Raw genomic sequence first — 17,229 nt, forward strand, 5'->3', positions numbered from 1 at the left:
AAACTGAAATCATGCCTTGCAGAGGTCTACCACCTACTCTTTCTAAGCTGCTATGACTGTAACCTGCTTCTCAGCCTCCGCGGGCTGCAGGGAGGAATGATGATCAAATGTTTGGACTGTTTTACCGTACGTATCAGACTTGGCAGATTCCGGAATTCCGCATCACAGATTCTCCTTACATCATTAAGGCCGTACAGGAACGGGATTCGTTTATGGATGCGACTGACATTTTAGGCGGTGCGGGTTCAATGGGACGTTATGTCTTTTATGAGGCCTCACGCGATATTTTGCTTGTTTTTCGTTTTCCGCTGTCCAACTACGTGAATATTTATGTGCACTTACGCGGTGCTGACGGCAAGTTCGGCCAGGATGACGGCATCAAGGTTGCTACCGTTACGCTCTCAAGCATTAAACCGGAGGAACACAGCGTCGATTATCATTTAAATGGCTGGTGGATTCCGCTTTTAAACGGCTTCTTCCTCTACTTGATTGATGACATGAAGCATCAGGAAACCGGGCGCGAGCCCCGGGTGAATACTTCCCGGCTGCGAGAGCTTGAGAATCAGTCGCTTCAGATAAAAGATCAGCTTCAGGATCTGTTCCGCTCAAGAAAGAGCCAGGGAGGCCGGCAACCTACGTAATGCGTCCAAGCTTTCCAGGTGGACGCTACGACCGGACTTTACGGCACGTTAAGATGCTTTTAACACCTATAATAAAGTCCTGAATGGAACGCGCTTCTCGATGGAACGCAGAACGTAACGCCGGAGGTCGCATCCAGACCTCCGGCGTTACGTTTGCTGTTTCGATAGCATGCGGCTGGCCACTACACGCAAAGGGAGCACTTACCTTTGTACGTCGATAATCACGCGGCCTCTGATTTTGCTTTTAAGAATATCGTGAAGAGCCTGCTGAATCCCGTCAAGTCCGATCTCTGTCGCTGTTTCTTCCATATGGGACGGCTTCAAGCTGCCAGCACATCTGGACCAGACTTCTTTACGAAGCGGCATCGGGCAGTATGCTGAGTCAATTCCAAGCAAATCCACGCCTCTCAAAATGAAGGGCATCACCGTCGTCGGTACTTCTACCCCGGCCGTAAGCCCAGATACAGCAACGCTTCCATGCTGCTTCACGCTGCTTAAAATAGCCGCGAGTACGCTTCCTCCTGTCGGATCTACTGCTGCTGCCCACTTTTGTTTATCGAGAGGCCGGATCTTCTCAGGAGTGACCTCCTCCCGATCAATCACTTCTGCTGCACCGAGCTTTTTCAAATAAGCTTCTTCTTCAAGACGTCCTGTACTCGCTGTAACATGGTAGCCTCTTCCCGCCAGCATATCAACAGCCATGGAGCCGACACCTCCTGAAGCTCCCGTAACCAGTATCGGCTTATCTTCAGAGGTCAGGCCATTTTGTTCCAGACGATGAATCGACAAAGCTGCAGTAAAACCGGCAGTGCCGATAATCATTGATTCACGCAGAGACAGGTTTTCCGGAAGAGGCACAACCCAGGCAGCCGGCACCCTCGCGAACTGGCTGTAGCCCCCGTCGTGGGCAGTGCCGAGATCATAGCTCGTGCAAATCACCCGTTGGCCTTTACTGAAATCGGGAGATTCCGAATGCTCAACGGTTCCCGCCAGATCGATCCCAGGTACCATCGGATAGTCCTTTGCAATTTTCGCTTTTTTATGGAGCGCAAGCCCGTCTTTATAATTCACACCTGAATAATGAACCTTAATCAGTACTTCTCCTTGAGGAAGGTCTTCTTTATTCCGCTGAATCAGTGACCCCGTTCCCTCTCCTTCAGTCTGAAACGCATAAAACTGTTCTGACATGATGAGCCTCCTCTGCAGATTTTGGTTTCTCTACAGTGTATTCGCTTTCATCGCGTCAATTCCTGCCGTTTTTGAAAATGTGACTGCTTTACCGATTCAACATGTTCCATGTATGCCTGAACGAAGGAAGCAATCCGCTCTTCGTCATCAGGCTGGGGCAGCAGCTCCACTTTCAGAACAGGAGGCTCTGCCCCGGTTACTAGCTTCAATAAGGAACGAAGCCGATCCACCGCACCGCAGAAATGTGGATAGAACGAATCACCTGTTCCAAATATGCCGCATGGCGTTGCAGTTAAATCCTGTGATTTGATCCGATCCAGTGCAGGCTTCATGTGACGGGGAATCTCGCCGTTTCCCCACGTATACGTCCCGAACAGAATCCCCTCGATTTGGTGCAAATCCAATTCATCCGGCAGATCACGAACGGCCGTTTTTTCTGCATACCAGCCTCGCTCATGAAGCTTTTGAATAATTAAATCTGCAAGCTCATCCGTATTCCCCGACATCGATTGAACAAGAACCGCGATCACAGCTCATCAAACCCGTTTTGCTCCGTTACTTTTGTATAGGCTCTGGATTTCTGCTCAAAGAAATCTGATTTTGTTTCATTCATCATGTCGTCACTGAATACTTGAATCCACGGCATTGGGTTTTCTGAACGATGATACAGGTTGGAAAGACCGAGCTGCCTGAACCGCTTATCTGCGAGGTATTCCACATATGCTTCATATTCATTCGTATCAATGCCTTTTATGTCCTTCAAAAGGACAGCGGCCCACTCTTTTTCAAGCTCAACCGCCTTAGCGATCGTGTCATAAATAAATGCTTCGTTTTCCTCTGTCCGAAGCTCTTCGTTTTCAGCCATCAGAATTCGGATAAATTGGGAAATGAAATAGGCATGCTGCATTTCATCACGCTGAATGTAGCTGATCATCGTACTCGTTTTGACCATTTTTTGATTGCGGGCGAGGTGATAAAAAAATGCAAATCCAGCATAAAAATAAATTCCTTCCAGATTGACAGAGTTAATACACAGCTCCAATAAACGCTGAGGTGAGGGGTTCTTCCTGAAACGTTCATAGGAATCCAGAATAAGGGCATTTCGCTTTCGGACGAGCGGATCATTTTTTGCGTCATCAAATGCTTTTGTTTGTTCATCGGTGGAAACGAGAGAACTCAGGACATAAGAGTACGATTCATTGTGCACGGCTTCCTGCTGCGCGATCACGGCAAATACTGCTTTAAAGCTCGGATCGCTTACATAATCAAGCACCATCGACATCGTTGGTGTCTGCAGACTGTCGAGTGAAGCCAGCTGCGTATTGACCTTTAAAAAAATCTCCTTTTCTGCGTCAGACAAGGCTTCCCACTGTTTAATATCGTCCTGCATGTTAATCTCCTGCGCTTTCCAGAAGTTAGACAGTAAAACGTGGTACATATCGTACATTTGCGGATAGGCGATATCGTTCCAGTTTAAAATGCCGGAAGCTCGTCCGTTTATAATGCCGGTCGATTTATTCGCGTGATCCGGCTCAAGCAGCTTCATTTTTGTCAATGTCATCGTATGCTCCATCCTTTCGTTTTGCTGCCTCCTGCAATCAGGAGTGACAGCTTTCGCATTCTTCAATTTCTCCCTGGGACGTGCTGCGCACATAATAGGTCGTTTTCAGCCCTTGACGCCAAGCCTCCATGTGCAGCTGCAGCAGGTCTTTTGCGTGAATATCGTGGCGGACATACAAGTTAAAGCTGATTCCCTGATCGACATGGCGCTGACGCGCTGCGTTTTGGCGGATGCTCCAGTGCTGATCCAGCTCATGCCTGGCCCTGTTGTAATATGGGTACGTATGATGCGTAAGGTCCGGCGGTGTAACCTTGAGCTTGAAATTTTTCTTTTCTTCCGCGTACTCCAGTGCATAAACAGGATCAATGCCATCTGTCGAACCGGCAATTTTTGCCGTTGATGAATTTGGGGCGACCGCCATCAGCCAGCCGTTTCGAATTCCTGTCTCAGCTGTTTTCTGCTTCAGCTGCAGCCAGCGGTCTGACGTATAGCCCCGCCGCTCAAAGTACCGGCCATTTTCCCACTCTGAGTGCCGAAAAGCAGGATAAGCTCCTTTCTCCTCTGCGAGCGCTGCACTTGCCTGAACAGCGGCAAACGCAATCCGTTCATACAGGTCATCCGCGAAAGCTACCGCGTTCTCTGATTCCCAGTCAATATGGTTCACAGCAAGTACGTGGTGCCAGCCAAATGTTCCGAGACCGACGGCCCGGTATTTTTTATTCGTCTCCTGTGCCTGGCCGACAGAAAGCGTATTTAAATTAATAACATTATCGAGCATTCTTACCTGTATAGCTACCGTCCGCTCAATCACATCATCTCTGCAGGCTGCAGCCAGGTTGATAGAGGAGAGATTGCAGACGACGAATTCACCCGGCTTTCGCACGATCACGATACTTCCGTCTTCCGCCACATATTCATCAGTGATTTCTGAGGCGGACATATTTTGGGCGATTTCGGTACAAAGGTTGCTGCAGAATATCGAGGTACGGCCCATTGCCTTTTTGTTCGGGTTGCCTCTGTTCACTTCATCCCGATAGAACATATAGGGCGTTCCAGTTTCCAGCTGAGCGATCATGATGCGTTTCATGATATCCATCGCACGGTACGTCTTCCGCGGAAGCATCGGATGCGCGCAGGCTTCCTTGTATTTTTCAGTAAACGCAAGGTGGTCCGTTTCATCATAGAAATCCTCCAGACCGAGCGAATTGCCGTTCTCATCCTTCCATCCCATGATGGTCTTCACCTGATGCGGACAAAATACCGACCACTCTCCACTGCTGCGTCCGGCTTCATCTGTTTCTTCCAGCATTCTCATAAAGTGATCAGGAATACTGACGCCCGTAAATATATCGTGCGCTTTTCTGCGCTCATCTCCATTGTTTGTCTTCAAGTCCAAAAACCCGCTCATAATATCCTTGTGGAAAATATCTAAATAAACTGCAACAGCCCCCTGCCGCTGGCCAAGCTGGTCGACGCTTACAGCAGTATCATTAAGCAGCCTGATCCAGGGAATAACACCTGAAGAGGTCTCTTTAAAGCCTTTAATGTCCGAACCAAGCGCTCTCACCTTGCCAAAATAAACGCCGATTCCTCCGCCATCCTTACTGAGTCTTGCCGTATCCCAATTGTTTAAGTAAATGCCGTCCAGCGAATCCGAGACGGTGTCGATAAAGCAGGAGGAGAGTTGCCCGTAGCTTTTCCCTGCATTTGCTAACGTAGGCGTCGCTACCGTCATGTAGAGGTTAGACAGCGCCCAGTATGCCTCTTCTACGAGCATAATCCGTTTACTGGCTGGCTCATCTTGCATCAGGGCCATTGCGATTACGAGCCACCGTTCCTGTGGAAGCTCCCACACCTGCTTATCATGATCTCTTGCCAGATACCGGTCTGCGAGCAAAAACAGTCCGATAAATGTAAATGAATGATCCCGGTCCGGCTCTATTATTGTTTCTAATTTTTCAATTTCTGCTTTTGAATACGACTGCAGCAGCGAGGAGCTGTAAATTCCCTTATCCGTCAGTACCTGCAGCAGTTCATAAAACCCGCTGTAAGCCTTATAACCGCGCTGAGCCTCTGCCTGCTCATAAAGTCGCGTTAAGTAAAACCGGGCTGCTGCAAATGTATAATCCGGCTGGTCCATGGCGATCTTGTTAAGGGAGGTATGCAGCGCATGATCAAACGCTTCCTCCTCCTGTTTCGATTCGACCTGCTGTTTCAGTTCCGATAAATCAAGTTTGTAGTTGTTTTCCAGCTCGTTGATCGTGAGCTGAATCCGTGATTGTAGTGCAGATTTCATTGAAATGCCTCCCTTTTCTTCTACATGATTCACTATATTGAATGATGCAGCACAAATCAGCAGAACCAAAAAAGTGCCTCTTCGGAGGAAGAGACACGAAAAAGGAAACAGCACAGACGCCCGGCATAACGGCGCTGCACCATTCCCTTTCTCAATCCCCGAAGAAAAGAAACGTCTGAAACGTACGGCAGGTCTCCTGGCTTCTGCTTCATCCTTACAGCCTCCCTTCCCGTTAAAAAACAGTGGGTGATCGGCTGCTCGTCAGCAGTTACAGTTGCGGGGACAGCTCCGGCTTTTAACCGGATTCCCTATTAAACCGCTTTTGCGGTACCTGTACGTTTCTGCACGCTATATTTAGATGTCTACTTGCTTATACACTCAATATATTGATTATGCTACCTCTATTCCCAGCTATTTGCAACATGAAACTTGCAGAATAGCAAATCATTTTCAACGACATACTGGTAGACCGCCTTCAGCTGACCATATTTCTTTTTTTGTCAAAAGATGCAGGTTTCGTTGTTCATCTAAAGCTTTTTTCCGTTCATGAAATATTGCGCTGCAAGACTCTCTTCTTCTGACAACGGTTTTCCGTATTCGTCCATCAGCAAGTTTTTCAGTTCTGCTTCATCGCCTGCACGAGCGCTTAACGAGGCTGTTTTCTCCAGCAGCTCCAGCTCCTCGATAAACAGTTCTTTCGACAAGGGCTTCCAGTGTGATATGACGTTCCAGGCTGAAGCAAAAGGCTTCAGCTTTTTTACAAGCTGCTTTGTTTCGTCTGGCGTATAGTGCCAGGATGATGCATATAAGTTCGGAGCAGTAATATCTCCTGCAAACAAAATATCTTCCTCTGCAAGGTGAACAATCAAATGATCAGACGCGTGGTTGCCGCCAGCATGAACGAGCCGGCAAGTGATTCCGCCGAGGTCAAGTACCAGCTCATCGTTAAACGTTATCTCCGGCATATGGATACGTATAAAACGTTCAGCTGGAAATTCTTTTTTTATCGCTTCTGCACAGAAACGAATCTCTTCTCCGGTCTTGACCCGCTCGTCGAGTGCTTCATCCTCCCATGAATAGGACGACAAACGCTGCAGCTCTGTTTTCGTCGCCTCTGTGCTGATAACAGGCGTTCGGTTTAACGCCGACGCCCCGAAAACATGGTCCCAGTGCCAGTGGGTCAGAACAGCCAGTGAAGGGGCAGGAACACCGCTTCGTGTTAATTCGTCTAAAAACAGACGCACGTGTGCTTCTGAGTTTCCGGCGTCGATCAGCAGCGTCAGATTATCCCCGACTACTGCGCCAAGAATGGGCCTGTCTGTTTCTTCGACCGGTGTGAGATAATAAAATCGCTCCGAGAGCTTCTTTAATTCCTGCATGAAAATTCCTCCTAGTCCGGCTGCTTCAATAAGACTGCAAGTGCATCCCTGTTATCGGTGATATCCTCCAGCGTATACTGATCCAGCACATCCAAGTAGGCTGTCAGCGCATCAGAAAGAGCAAACTGAAGCTTGCATGCCGGTGTAATTGGGCACGTGTTCGTTTCACTGTTAAAACATTCCACCAAATGAAAATTGTCTTCGGTATGTCTGACAACTTCGCCAATATTTATATTCTGCGGTTCACGTGCAAGTCGGATACCGCCGTTCCTGCCACGGATTGTCTCTATGTAGCCGAGCTTACCGAGTCGATACACAACCTTCATAAGATGGTTTTTGGAAATGCCGTAAGCCTCTGATATGTCCTTGATTTGCGACAGCTTTCCAGATGGCTGAACTGCAGTGTACATAAGCACCCGGAGTGAAAAATCGGTATATTGAGTTAAATGCATGGCGGTTCCCCTTCCATTTCCTGCTGCTGTTTCATAAGTAAATGCTGCTTCAACAGTATCCTGTCAAAGCAGCACCATGTCTTTCTATCAGTGTAGCATATGAACCCGCTCGAAAGCATAGTCCGAAGCATGACCGTTAAAACAGGCCGGTCAGGCCGGCGAGAATCGTTCCCGCAATTCCGATCAGCGCCGCGTAGCCAAGCGCAGGAACGACCGTTCTTCTGATGATATCGCCTTCCTTATCTGCAAGCCCGACCACCGCCGCAGCTGCGACGACGTTATGCACGCAGATCATGTTCCCTGCAGCTGCACCCGCAGTCTGCTGAGCGAGAACCAGCGTCTGATCAAGCCCTGCTGCCGACGCAACAGATGTCTGAATTGGCGCGAAGGTCAAGCCTGATACCATTGCACTGCCTGTAATAAACGATCCCAAAAGTCCAAGAAACGGCGCTGCAAGATGCCAGACGCTTCCGAGGCCTGATGCGAGCATCACAGCAATGTGTTCCGGCATTGATACGAGATTTCCGGCATTAACACCGGAATTAATAAACACGTTCACTAACGCAAGCGTCGGGAACAAAGCCAGTGCGGCTCCGCCTACCATCTTCCTCGAATCCATTACGGCTTCTCCGACGACTCGCAGTTTTTTCCGCTGCACGAATACAGACAGCACCGCTGCAAGAAGTAAAACTGCACCTGGTGAGTAAAGCACCTGCCAAGTAGAAGTGGCGGTTTCAACACCGAGAATCGTTGTCCATGACAAATCGACCGCCGTTTGAGCAAATTCCTGGATTGGTTCTACTATTCTTGTCAGCAAAAGCAGGCCGATGACGATAAAGTATGGGCTCCATGCTGCAAAAAGCGACATATTCGGTGCTTCCTCTTCCTGCACCGCTTTAGGTTCCAGCGCTTTCTTCCACTCTTTTTCCGGCATAAAAATACCGGCGCTTGCCGTAGCTGCTGCGACAGCCAGCGCTGTCAAAGAAGCCAGGATCGCAACGAACTCAGGTCCGAATAAAACGGCATACAGAAGAGCAGATCCGGTGTATGTCATCCCTGTCAGCAGTGCCCAGGGAGCCATCTCCCGCGTATCCTTCCAGGCATGTTTTTTATCGGCAAAAAACGTAAGCACGAATATGAGCAGCAGCGGAATAAAGGTCCCAGCTCCAAGATCCATTGCCGTAATCCGGATCGCTGTGTCCTGGAACAATGCTGAATCGGCTCCCGGCACACCGCCGAGGCCGACGATAACAGGCGTTCCTACGGCTCCAAATGAAACAGCCGTACTATCTGCAATGAGTGCGAGCGAAGCCGCTGCCATCGGGGCAAAACCGAGGGCGACGAGCAGCGGACCTGTAACAGCAGCCGGAGTGCCGAACCCTGCCGCCCCCTCAATCAGACTGCCGAATAGAAAGGCAGTTAATACAGCCTGGACGCGCATATCTCCTGAGACACGCCGGAATCCCTGATTAATACGAACGACGGCCCCTGTCCGTTTTAGTGTATTCAACAGCACGATAGCGCCAAGCAGAATGAATAAGATCGTGACCGCCTGATGCAGCCCTTCCAAAATGGAAGCTGAAAGCACGAGAAGCTCCATCTGCCAGACGACTGCCGAAAGTATGATAAACAGCACGGCACTGTAAAGCATACCTTTTCTCGCAGGAAGGCGCAGAACTACCAGAAAAAGAAAAGGAAGAATAATTGCACTTAATGCTGTAAGCATGAGCATTGCCGACGCCCTCCTTGTTCAACATTTCACATAAATAGATTTATGTAAGGACTGATTCCATTATACCGTGAAATCAGTCTTGGAAAAATGAAAGCTAGCAAAAAAACGTGTCGACTTTGTGAATTTATGAACAAAATCATAACTGCACGCTTTTCAGCAGCCGGTCTACCTCCTGAAGCACCTCTCCTGCCCGTCCTTCCAGCACTAAGTCGAAATCGGATGCTGTTCCGCTGTAGTCGGCATTAATATAAACGGACCGCCCTTTTGACATCAACGGCAATTGATTGGCCGGATACACTTCCAGACTGGTGCCTATTGTGACGACAAGATCTGCTTTCTGTACAGCTAAAAGGGCTTCATCCCAATCTTTTTCGGGGAGGATCTCGCCAAAGAGTACTACCCCTGGACGCAGCTTTCCGCCGCAAATCTGACACGGTCTGCCTTTGCGGAAATCTGCTTCACCAGCCTCTTCATCACATCGCGAGCACCGGACCGCCTGCAGCCTGCCATGAAGCTCATACACCCTTTGGCTGCCCGCTTTACGATGAAGCCCGTCTACGTTCTGCGTGGCGACAGCTTGCACCATGCCCCGGCTCTCCCATGATGAAATGACATAGTAGCCAGCGTGCGGCACAGCCGCTTCTAAAGATGCCATCCTGGCTGCATAGAAATCCTTAAACAACGGATAATCCTGATTCATCGCTTCCGGAGTGGCGACGGTTCGCGGATCGACCCGTCTCCACCATCCTTCTTTAGAACGAAAGTCAGGCAGGTTCGATTCAGTGCTCATTCCTGCTCCGGTGAACAATACTGTTCGCTCGGCCGTCAGCAGCCAGTTAGCAAGCAGCGCTGCTTTTCGCTCCGCTTCCGGATAGCAGGCTTCAAGCCAAGCCATAAACGATGACTCATTTCTGTATTTATGGTGAAGCACTTTCTTTTCAACTGCTCCTGCTGCTTCCGGGCTCACGTAGAGAGGATAAAGTGACATCCAGGCGATTCCATCCAGCAGCTTTAAGCCGTCTTCTTTTGCTCCCTGCGCTGTATGATACGTGACGCCCTCTGATGATTCATCTGTACGCAGGCGGAAGTCCCACCAGCCATCGTACCGCTCTGCCCCTTTGAGTTCGATTGTTCCCCCCTCTGTGCCGATCGAGAGCAGGGTCGTCCATTCTTCAGCATTTCTCATACGAAGACCTCCCGGCTGATGCGAGGCCGTTTCAAAAGCTACCTCGACTTGGCCATCCATTTGTCTGATGCAAGTGGTAATCTATACCCGGTCCAAGCAGGAGATAACCTCAGTCTATCCGCTTATAAACCGGTCGTTTTGTCCCGATCTGCTCATAAAAAAGGGAGATATCTTCTTCTTTCAGCATGTTTGTCTGCAGAACTTCCTGTTCTCCGTCTTCTTTCACCAGAAGGCAGCCCTCTTGGGTCCAAATAGCATAATGCAGTTGAGTCCATCGCACCAGACGTTTTTTTCGTGCAGGCCCTTCGTGGATATAGATTCCGTCCTCCTCGATTCGAAACAGCTCCATCCGGTGCAGCCGAAAAAAATAAAAGCTGACGATTACAGCGAGCAGCGATGTGAACGCTGCTGCAGCCTCCAGCAGACCGACGCCGCCAAAATGAATTCTGGCCGCCGTCAGCCAAGCTGTCATCACTGCTGTGACTGCCCATAAAAATCCGAGCACCGTCCAGTTGTTCTGTTTTGCAAATAAAAATGACATGATGATACGCTCCTGTCTCAACCTTATAAAAAGAACGCCCGCAAGCAATCTGCGAAGCGTCCCGGACTAGTTATTGCTTCTGATCCAGAATTTCTTTTACACGTCCGACGGTGCCGTCTTCCAGCCGGACCTTTATTCCATGCGGATGCGTCGCTGATTTCGTCAAAAGATCTTTTACGACACCCTCTGTCAGCTTACCGCTGCGCTGATCTTGTTTTTGCACGACTGCTACTCTCGCTCCCGGAGTAACGGATGCTCTGTTCTGGCCACTCATATCCGCAGCCCCCCTTTCCTATACAGTATAGCTTATTATACTGCTGTGAAAAAGCACTCACTCTATTCCATGCTGCAGGGTGCGTAGAGGCTGAGTCGGCAGATGATCAGTTGCACGAACAAACGAAAAAACCGTCCGGTCACCGGACGGTCCAGCGCTTATGTTTTCATTTTTGGATCAAGTGCATCGCGAAGGCCATCGCCAATCATATTAAAGCCGAGTACAACAAGCATGATCGAGAGACCCGGGAATAGTACCGTCCAAGGGGCGCTCTGAATATACTGCCGTGCATCAGAGAGCATGCTGCCCCATTCCGGCGTCGGCGGCTGGGCACCAAGCCCGAGAAACCCAAGTGCTGCGGCTTCCAGAATGGCCGTACCAAAACCGAGCGTTGCCTGAACAATAATCGGTGCGGTACTGTTAGGCAGGACGTGATGAATAAGGATTCTCCCGCTCTTCATTCCCTGAGCTTTAGCCGCAAGAATGTACTCCTCTTCCCGGATTGAGATAACTTTCGATCGGACAAGACGGCCAAAAATCGGAATATTGATAATCGCAATCGCGATCAACGCATTCTGCAGAGACGGACCAAGAATCGCTACGATCGCGATCGCAAGCAGAATGGATGGAAATGCGAGCATAATATCAAAGATGCGCGAGATAATCATATCAATCCAGCGCCCAAAGTATCCGGCTATAATCCCGAGAAGAGAGCCGAAGAAAAGGGCACCGGTTACAGCAAAGAAACCGACCATTAGGGAAATTCTAGCCCCGTACACAATTCTCGTGAAGATATCCCGTCCCAGATCGTCCGTACCAAACCAGTGATCCGCATTCGGAGACTGGAGCCTGGGACCGGCATTGATCGATTGAGGCTGATAGCTCGTCAACAGCGGTGCAAAAATCGCTGTCAGAATAAAAAAGGCGATAATAAACAATCCGACAAGCGCAAGCTTGTTTTTCTTCAGTTCCTTATAAGCGACCTTCCAGGGAGAGGCTGGTGCTGGCAGCACCGTGCCGGCCTCATCGTTTTCAGGGCCTGGAATGGGGCTTTTTTGTTTGTTAGCCTGTTCCATGTTCCTCTCCCCCTAATATTTAATACGAGGATCGATATAGCTGTAAAGCAGATCCACGATCAGATTGATAAATACGAACATGGTAGCGATGACCAGAATGCCGGACTGAATAACAGGATAATCCCGTGTACCGATCGCTTCAAACACGTATCTCCCGATTCCAGGCCAGCTGAAAATCGTTTCTGTTAAAATCGCCCCGCCCAGCAAGGTTCCAGTTTGCAGACCGACTACTGTCAAAACTGGGATAACCGCATTTTTAAACCCGTGTCGATACACGATGGACATGTGATTGATTCCCTTTGCCTGCACGGTCCGTATGTAGTCGGAGCGCAGGACTTCCAGCATGCTCGATCTTGTCATTCTCGCAATAATCGCCATAGGAATCGTACCGAGCGCGATTCCCGGGAGAACGAGGTGCTTCAACGACGTAACAAACTGGTCCGGTCTTCCTGAAAGCAAGGTGTCAATCAGATAAAAATGGGTGACTGTTTCCACAGGGTCCCGTGGATTGGAGCGGCCAAAAGCCGGCAGCCATCCGAGCTCCTGGGCAAACACCCACTGCTGCATTAACCCCAGCCAGAATATTGGCATCGATACACCGATGAGAGCAATCAGCATAGCTGTATAATCAAACATAGAATTCTGCTTCCAAGCACTGATAATTCCGGCGTTAACGCCCACAATTACAGCAAATACCATTGCAAAAAACGTCAGTTCAATTGTAGCCGCTAGAAACGGCCAGATTTCTGCAGAGATTGCCGCGTTTGTTCGCAGCGAGTTTCCGAGATCTCCCTGGAGCAGACCTAACATGTATTCTGTATACTGTACAAAATACGGTTCATTCAGCCCCAGCTGTTCTTCAAGCTGTTCAATTGCCGCAGGAGTAGCCTGCTCGCCGAGAATGGTCTGGGCAGGGTTACCTGGTATTAAATGAATGATGGAGAATGTAATCAGCGACATCCCGATCAAAACCGGAATGAGCATGAGCAGTCTTCTTATCGTATATGAAAGCAATTGCCTGCACCCCCCGCTGCCTTACAGCGTATGTATCCGTTTTTCTGCATAAGGAACGCAGCGGACAGGCAACCTGCCCGCTGCACCAATATGCTTTTAATCCATAAGTTCAACGTTTGTCAACGGCTCACTGGTAGATGGATGCGGTACGTATCCAGAAACCCGCTCGCTGCCCGCAAGAACCGGAATGGAATGAACGAGTGGAATCATCGGCGCGTCTTCATGGATGATTTCTTGAGCTTCCATGTAAAGCTCTGCACGCTCGTCTTCATCAATCGTAACCTTCGCTTCATCGAGAAGTGCATCTACTTCATCATTGCGGTAGAAATTACGGTTACCGCCAGGAATTGCGTCTGAATGAAGCAGGTTGCCGAAGAAGTAGTCCGGATCACCGTTTACACCGGACCACCCGAGCATAAACAGGTCATGTTCACCTGCTTCTGTCTGCTCCAGGTACGTCGCCCACTCCATACTGACGATATTCGCCGTTACACCAATTTCATCGAGGTTTGCCTGCATAACCTCTGCAGCTCTCTGAGGATCCGGCATGTATGGACGTGCAACAGGCATCGTCCAAAGATCAAATTCCAGGTCTTCATAGCCTGCATCTTCCAGCATCTGCTGAGCCAGCTCCGGATCATACTCATACGCTTCAATGTCATCATTGTAGCCCAGATAATCAGGTGGAATCAGATTCTTAGCCGGCTCTGCCATGTCAGCATAAAGCAGGGAAATCAGATTTTCTTTGTCGATCGCATGGTTCAATGCACGCCTCAACTCTGGATCATCGAACGGCTCTTTGTCTTCATTAAAGCCCAGATAGCCGATGTTATTTGTTGCACGCTCAAATGTCTGAACGCCTTCTTCTCCTTCAAGCTGCTCCAAATCGTCCGGGTTCAGTCCGTCCATAATATCGATCTCTCCGGAACGAAGAGCCGTCAGACGAGCGGAATTATCCGGGATCACCTGGAAGATTACCTGATCCAGCTTAGGCAGATCTTCCTGCCAGTAGTCCTCGTATTTCTCCAGTACGATTGAATCATCACGAGACCAGCTGACAAATTGGAATGGGCCTGTCCCAACCGGATTCTCGTTAATTTCTGCTCCATACTCTTCAAAGGCTGCTGGAGACGTGATCGAGAAGTAGCTCATCCCCATATTTTGAATAAACGATCCGAGCGGCTGATTCAGTACAAATTCAACCTCATAGTCGTCAAGCACGTTAATTTCATCAATCACGTGGCCTTCGTCTCCCACGAAACCACCAAACTGCGTTCCGTACACGCTGTATGCGTATCCTTCATCAGCGAAATGGAATTCATGATCCGGATCAGCCCAGCGTTCAAAGTTCAGTTTGACCGCATCTGCATTAAAGTCTGTTCCATCATGGAACGTTACCCCTTCACGCAGCTGGAACGTGTACCGCATGCCGTCATCATGCACTTCCCAGTCTTCTGCAAGCCCAGGCTGAATTTCAAACGAAGCCTCTTCAAAGCTTAGCAGCGACTCATAAATCTGTTCTGTCACACGGGACGATTCTCCGTCTGTTACGCTCGCATAATCCAGGCTGACAGAATCGCCGCCCCTGGCAAAAATCAGCGTCTGGTCTTCAGAAGGTGTTCCTGCTTCTTCATCTCCATTATCCTCAGCATCCGCACCGTTGTTCTCATCGGCCCCATCATCTGCAGCATTGTTCGCTTCAGCGTTGTTGTCGACATCTGTATTTTGTTCGTTGTTTTCTCCGCCGCAGGCTGTGAATAGCAGCGCAGCTGCAGCAACTGACGTCAGTACAAAAGACTTCTTCATTCCATTTCCCCCTTTAAGATTGGTGATGTATAGTGGTTTCTGCTGATTGTCCCGTACGCTCCTCGTTGTAGAGGTGACAAGCAGCAAAATGGTTAGCTCTGATTTCCCGAAACTCGGGTACGACCGTGCGGCATTCCTCCATAACGTGAGGACACCGTGTATGGAAAGGGCATCCGGAAGGCGGATTTGCCGGGCTCGGAACATCCCCCTCTAAAATAATGCGTTCTTTCTTCAGATCAGGGTCCGGCTCCGGCACTGCAGATAAGAGAGACTGCGTATAGGGATGGAGCGGCTCTGCATACAAATCCTCTTTATCTGCAAGCTCTACCATCTTACCGAGATACATGACACCGATCCGGTCACTGATATGTTTTACGACGCTTAAGTCATGCGCAATAAACACATAGGTAAGACCGAACTGTTCCTGCAGATCCTCCATCAAATTCAGCACTTGGGCCTGAATCGATACATCGAGCGCCGAAACAGGCTCATCGCAAATAATCAGCTTTGGACGAACGATCAGCGCCCTGGCAATGCCAATCCGCTGGCGCTGCCCTCCGCTGAACTGATGCGGATAACGGGACGCATGCTCAGGCGGCAGGCCGACGATTTGCAGAATCTCTTCCACTTTCTTTCGTCGTTCTTCTTTCGTACCGATGCCATGAACAATCAAAGGCTCCCCGAGAATCTTTTCGATTTTATGCCTTGGATTCAAGGAAGCGTAGGGATCCTGAAAAATAATCTGCATGTCGCGACGCATTTTTCGCATTTCTTCCTGCGAGAGGGCTGTTACATCTTTCCCTTCAAACAATACGTCACCGGCTGTCGGCTCAATCAAGCGGAGAATGGATTTCCCGGTGGTGGATTTTCCACAGCCCGACTCTCCAACAATGCCCAGCACCTCTTTTTCGTATACGTCAAAGGAAACGTCATTAACAGCCTGGACATCGCCGATGCGGCGACCGAATACGCCACCCTTTATCGGGAAGAATTTCTTAAGATTTTTGACTTGCAGAAGCGGCTGACGGCTCATTCGGCGCACCTCCTTCCGTATCATAGAGGAAGCAGCGGCAGTCGTGCCCCGTCCGCAGCTGAATCAGCTCTGGGTCTTCCTGAAGACAGCGGTCGAAAACGTGCTCGCATCTCGCTGCAAAACGGCACCCTTTTTGAATGGAACCTGGCTTTGGCACATTGCCCGGGATCGAATACAGCCGCTCATCTCGTCCAGAGAGCTTTGGCAGCGAACGGATTAGTCCGACCGTGTATGGATGCTTTGGCGCCTTTAAAATGGTGCGCACATCTCCCTGCTCAACCACCTTGCCTGCATACATAACCACGACTCTGTCGCATATTTCTGCTACAACGCCGAGGTCATGTGTAATCATTAGAATCGCGGTTCCTTTATCCCGATTCAGATTCTTCATCAGCTCAAGAATTTGTGCCTGAATGGTTACATCCAGGGCCGTCGTCGGCTCATCCGCAATAAGGATTTCAGGATCAGACGCCATCGCTATCGCAATCATTACCCGCTGTCTCATGCCTCCTGAAAGCTGGTGAGGATATTCATAAGCAATCTCCTCAGCTCTAGGTATACCGACGATTTTCAACATCTCAACCGCTTTCTGATGCGCTTCTTTTTTTGATAGCTTCCGATGCTTTCGTAAGCCTTCTGTGATTTGAAAGCCGATTTTATAAAGCGGATCCAAGGAGGTCATTGGTTCCTGAAAAATCATCGACAGCTTGTTTCCGCGTATGCTGCGGATCTGTTTTCCGCTCATTTTCGTTAAGTCCATCTTTTGTCCATCGCCAGCTTCAAACAGGATTTCACCGCCGACAATTTTTCCTGGCGGATTCGGCACCAGTCCCATAATCGAAAGCGACGTTACACTTTTGCCGCACCCGGACTCTCCAACTACCCCGAGCACTTCCCCTTCTTCAATATGAAAGCTGACATCATCTACGGCCGGGATTTCGCCGCTGTCGGTAAAGAAGTGCGTCTGCAAATTCTTTACGTCGAGTACTTTTCTGCTCATATTGCCCCCCCGGTAAAGCCTGTTAGTATGTACGCAATTAAAAATATTCA

At 49.4% G+C, this 17,229-nt stretch carries 16 protein-coding genes and 1 riboswitch; of the genes, 1 reads left to right on the forward strand and 15 read right to left on the reverse strand.

Annotated elements, in window-relative coordinates; all coding sequences use genetic code 11:
• Positions 1-107: 107 nt before the first annotated feature.
• Complete coding sequence (locus tag ACSZLD_RS14000) at positions 108-641, forward strand: hypothetical protein (protein ID WP_377907723.1); 534 nt, start codon at positions 108-110, stop codon at positions 639-641.
• A 201-nt stretch (positions 642-842) separates the two neighbouring features.
• Here the strand turns inward: ACSZLD_RS14000 and ACSZLD_RS14005 are convergent, their stop codons facing one another.
• The 15 genes from ACSZLD_RS14005 to ACSZLD_RS14075 form a co-directional block, all read right to left on the reverse strand.
• Positions 843-1,829, reverse strand: a complete 987-nt coding sequence (locus ACSZLD_RS14005) for an oxidoreductase (RefSeq protein ID WP_444685548.1) — start codon at positions 1,827-1,829, stop codon at positions 843-845.
• Positions 1,830-1,876: 47 nt separating this feature from the next.
• Complete coding sequence (locus tag ACSZLD_RS14010; RefSeq protein WP_377907721.1) at positions 1,877-2,359, reverse strand: flavodoxin domain-containing protein; 483 nt, start codon at positions 2,357-2,359, stop codon at positions 1,877-1,879.
• Positions 2,356-3,390 carry a ribonucleotide-diphosphate reductase subunit beta gene (locus tag ACSZLD_RS14015; RefSeq protein ID WP_444685549.1) on the reverse strand — a complete coding sequence of 345 codons (1,035 nt, stop codon included), beginning with the start codon at positions 3,388-3,390 and terminating at the stop codon, positions 2,356-2,358. Before ACSZLD_RS14015 ends, ACSZLD_RS14010 begins: the two co-directional genes overlap by 4 nt.
• 37 nt (positions 3,391-3,427) lie before the next feature.
• A complete protein-coding gene (locus tag ACSZLD_RS14020) occupies positions 3,428-5,686 on the reverse strand; it encodes a ribonucleoside-diphosphate reductase subunit alpha (protein ID WP_444685550.1) in 2,259 nt (752 codons plus the stop codon).
• Between the two features lie 169 nt (positions 5,687-5,855).
• Positions 5,856-6,037, reverse strand: a riboswitch (cobalamin riboswitch).
• 176 nt (positions 6,038-6,213) lie between these two features.
• Positions 6,214-7,065: an MBL fold metallo-hydrolase gene (locus tag ACSZLD_RS14025; protein WP_444685551.1), complete on the reverse strand. Its 852-nt coding sequence runs from the start codon at positions 7,063-7,065 to the stop codon at positions 6,214-6,216.
• Between the two features lie 11 nt (positions 7,066-7,076).
• Entirely contained in the window at positions 7,077-7,517 is a 441-nt protein-coding gene (locus ACSZLD_RS14030) for an Rrf2 family transcriptional regulator (protein ID WP_444685552.1), read from the reverse strand.
• 136 nt (positions 7,518-7,653) lie between these two features.
• Positions 7,654-9,249, reverse strand: a complete 1,596-nt coding sequence (locus ACSZLD_RS14035; protein WP_377907716.1) for an L-lactate permease — start codon at positions 9,247-9,249, stop codon at positions 7,654-7,656.
• A 136-nt stretch (positions 9,250-9,385) separates the two neighbouring features.
• Positions 9,386-10,435, reverse strand: coding sequence for an SIR2 family NAD-dependent protein deacylase (locus ACSZLD_RS14040; RefSeq protein ID WP_377907715.1), 1,050 nt, complete (start codon positions 10,433-10,435; stop codon positions 9,386-9,388).
• A 109-nt stretch (positions 10,436-10,544) separates the two neighbouring features.
• Positions 10,545-10,976 carry a hypothetical protein gene (locus ACSZLD_RS14045; protein ID WP_444685553.1) on the reverse strand — a complete coding sequence of 144 codons (432 nt, stop codon included), beginning with the start codon at positions 10,974-10,976 and terminating at the stop codon, positions 10,545-10,547.
• A gap of 70 nt (positions 10,977-11,046) precedes the next feature.
• Positions 11,047-11,250: a YwbE family protein gene (locus ACSZLD_RS14050; RefSeq protein ID WP_377907713.1), complete on the reverse strand. Its 204-nt coding sequence runs from the start codon at positions 11,248-11,250 to the stop codon at positions 11,047-11,049.
• A 158-nt stretch (positions 11,251-11,408) separates the two neighbouring features.
• Positions 11,409-12,326: a nickel transporter permease gene (gene nikC / locus ACSZLD_RS14055; RefSeq protein ID WP_377907711.1), complete on the reverse strand. Its 918-nt coding sequence runs from the start codon at positions 12,324-12,326 to the stop codon at positions 11,409-11,411.
• Positions 12,327-12,338: 12 nt separating this feature from the next.
• The gene (locus ACSZLD_RS14060; RefSeq protein WP_444685554.1) at positions 12,339-13,340 is read right to left on the reverse strand and encodes an ABC transporter permease; all 1,002 of its coding nucleotides are present in this window, start codon (positions 13,338-13,340) and stop codon (positions 12,339-12,341) included.
• 96 nt (positions 13,341-13,436) lie between these two features.
• Entirely contained in the window at positions 13,437-15,146 is a 1,710-nt protein-coding gene (locus ACSZLD_RS14065; protein WP_444685555.1) for an ABC transporter substrate-binding protein, read from the reverse strand.
• Between the two features lie 13 nt (positions 15,147-15,159).
• Complete coding sequence (locus tag ACSZLD_RS14070; RefSeq protein WP_377907708.1) at positions 15,160-16,179, reverse strand: ABC transporter ATP-binding protein; 1,020 nt, start codon at positions 16,177-16,179, stop codon at positions 15,160-15,162.
• A complete protein-coding gene (locus ACSZLD_RS14075) occupies positions 16,142-17,179 on the reverse strand; it encodes an ABC transporter ATP-binding protein (protein ID WP_377907707.1) in 1,038 nt (345 codons plus the stop codon). The genes ACSZLD_RS14070 and ACSZLD_RS14075 overlap by 38 nt, the downstream gene beginning before the upstream one ends.
• Positions 17,180-17,229 lie beyond the last annotated feature (50 nt).

Source organism: Alkalicoccus luteus (assembly GCF_052061695.1).
In the GTDB taxonomy this organism is placed as follows: domain Bacteria; phylum Bacillota; class Bacilli; order Bacillales; family Salisediminibacteriaceae; genus Alkalicoccus; species Alkalicoccus luteus.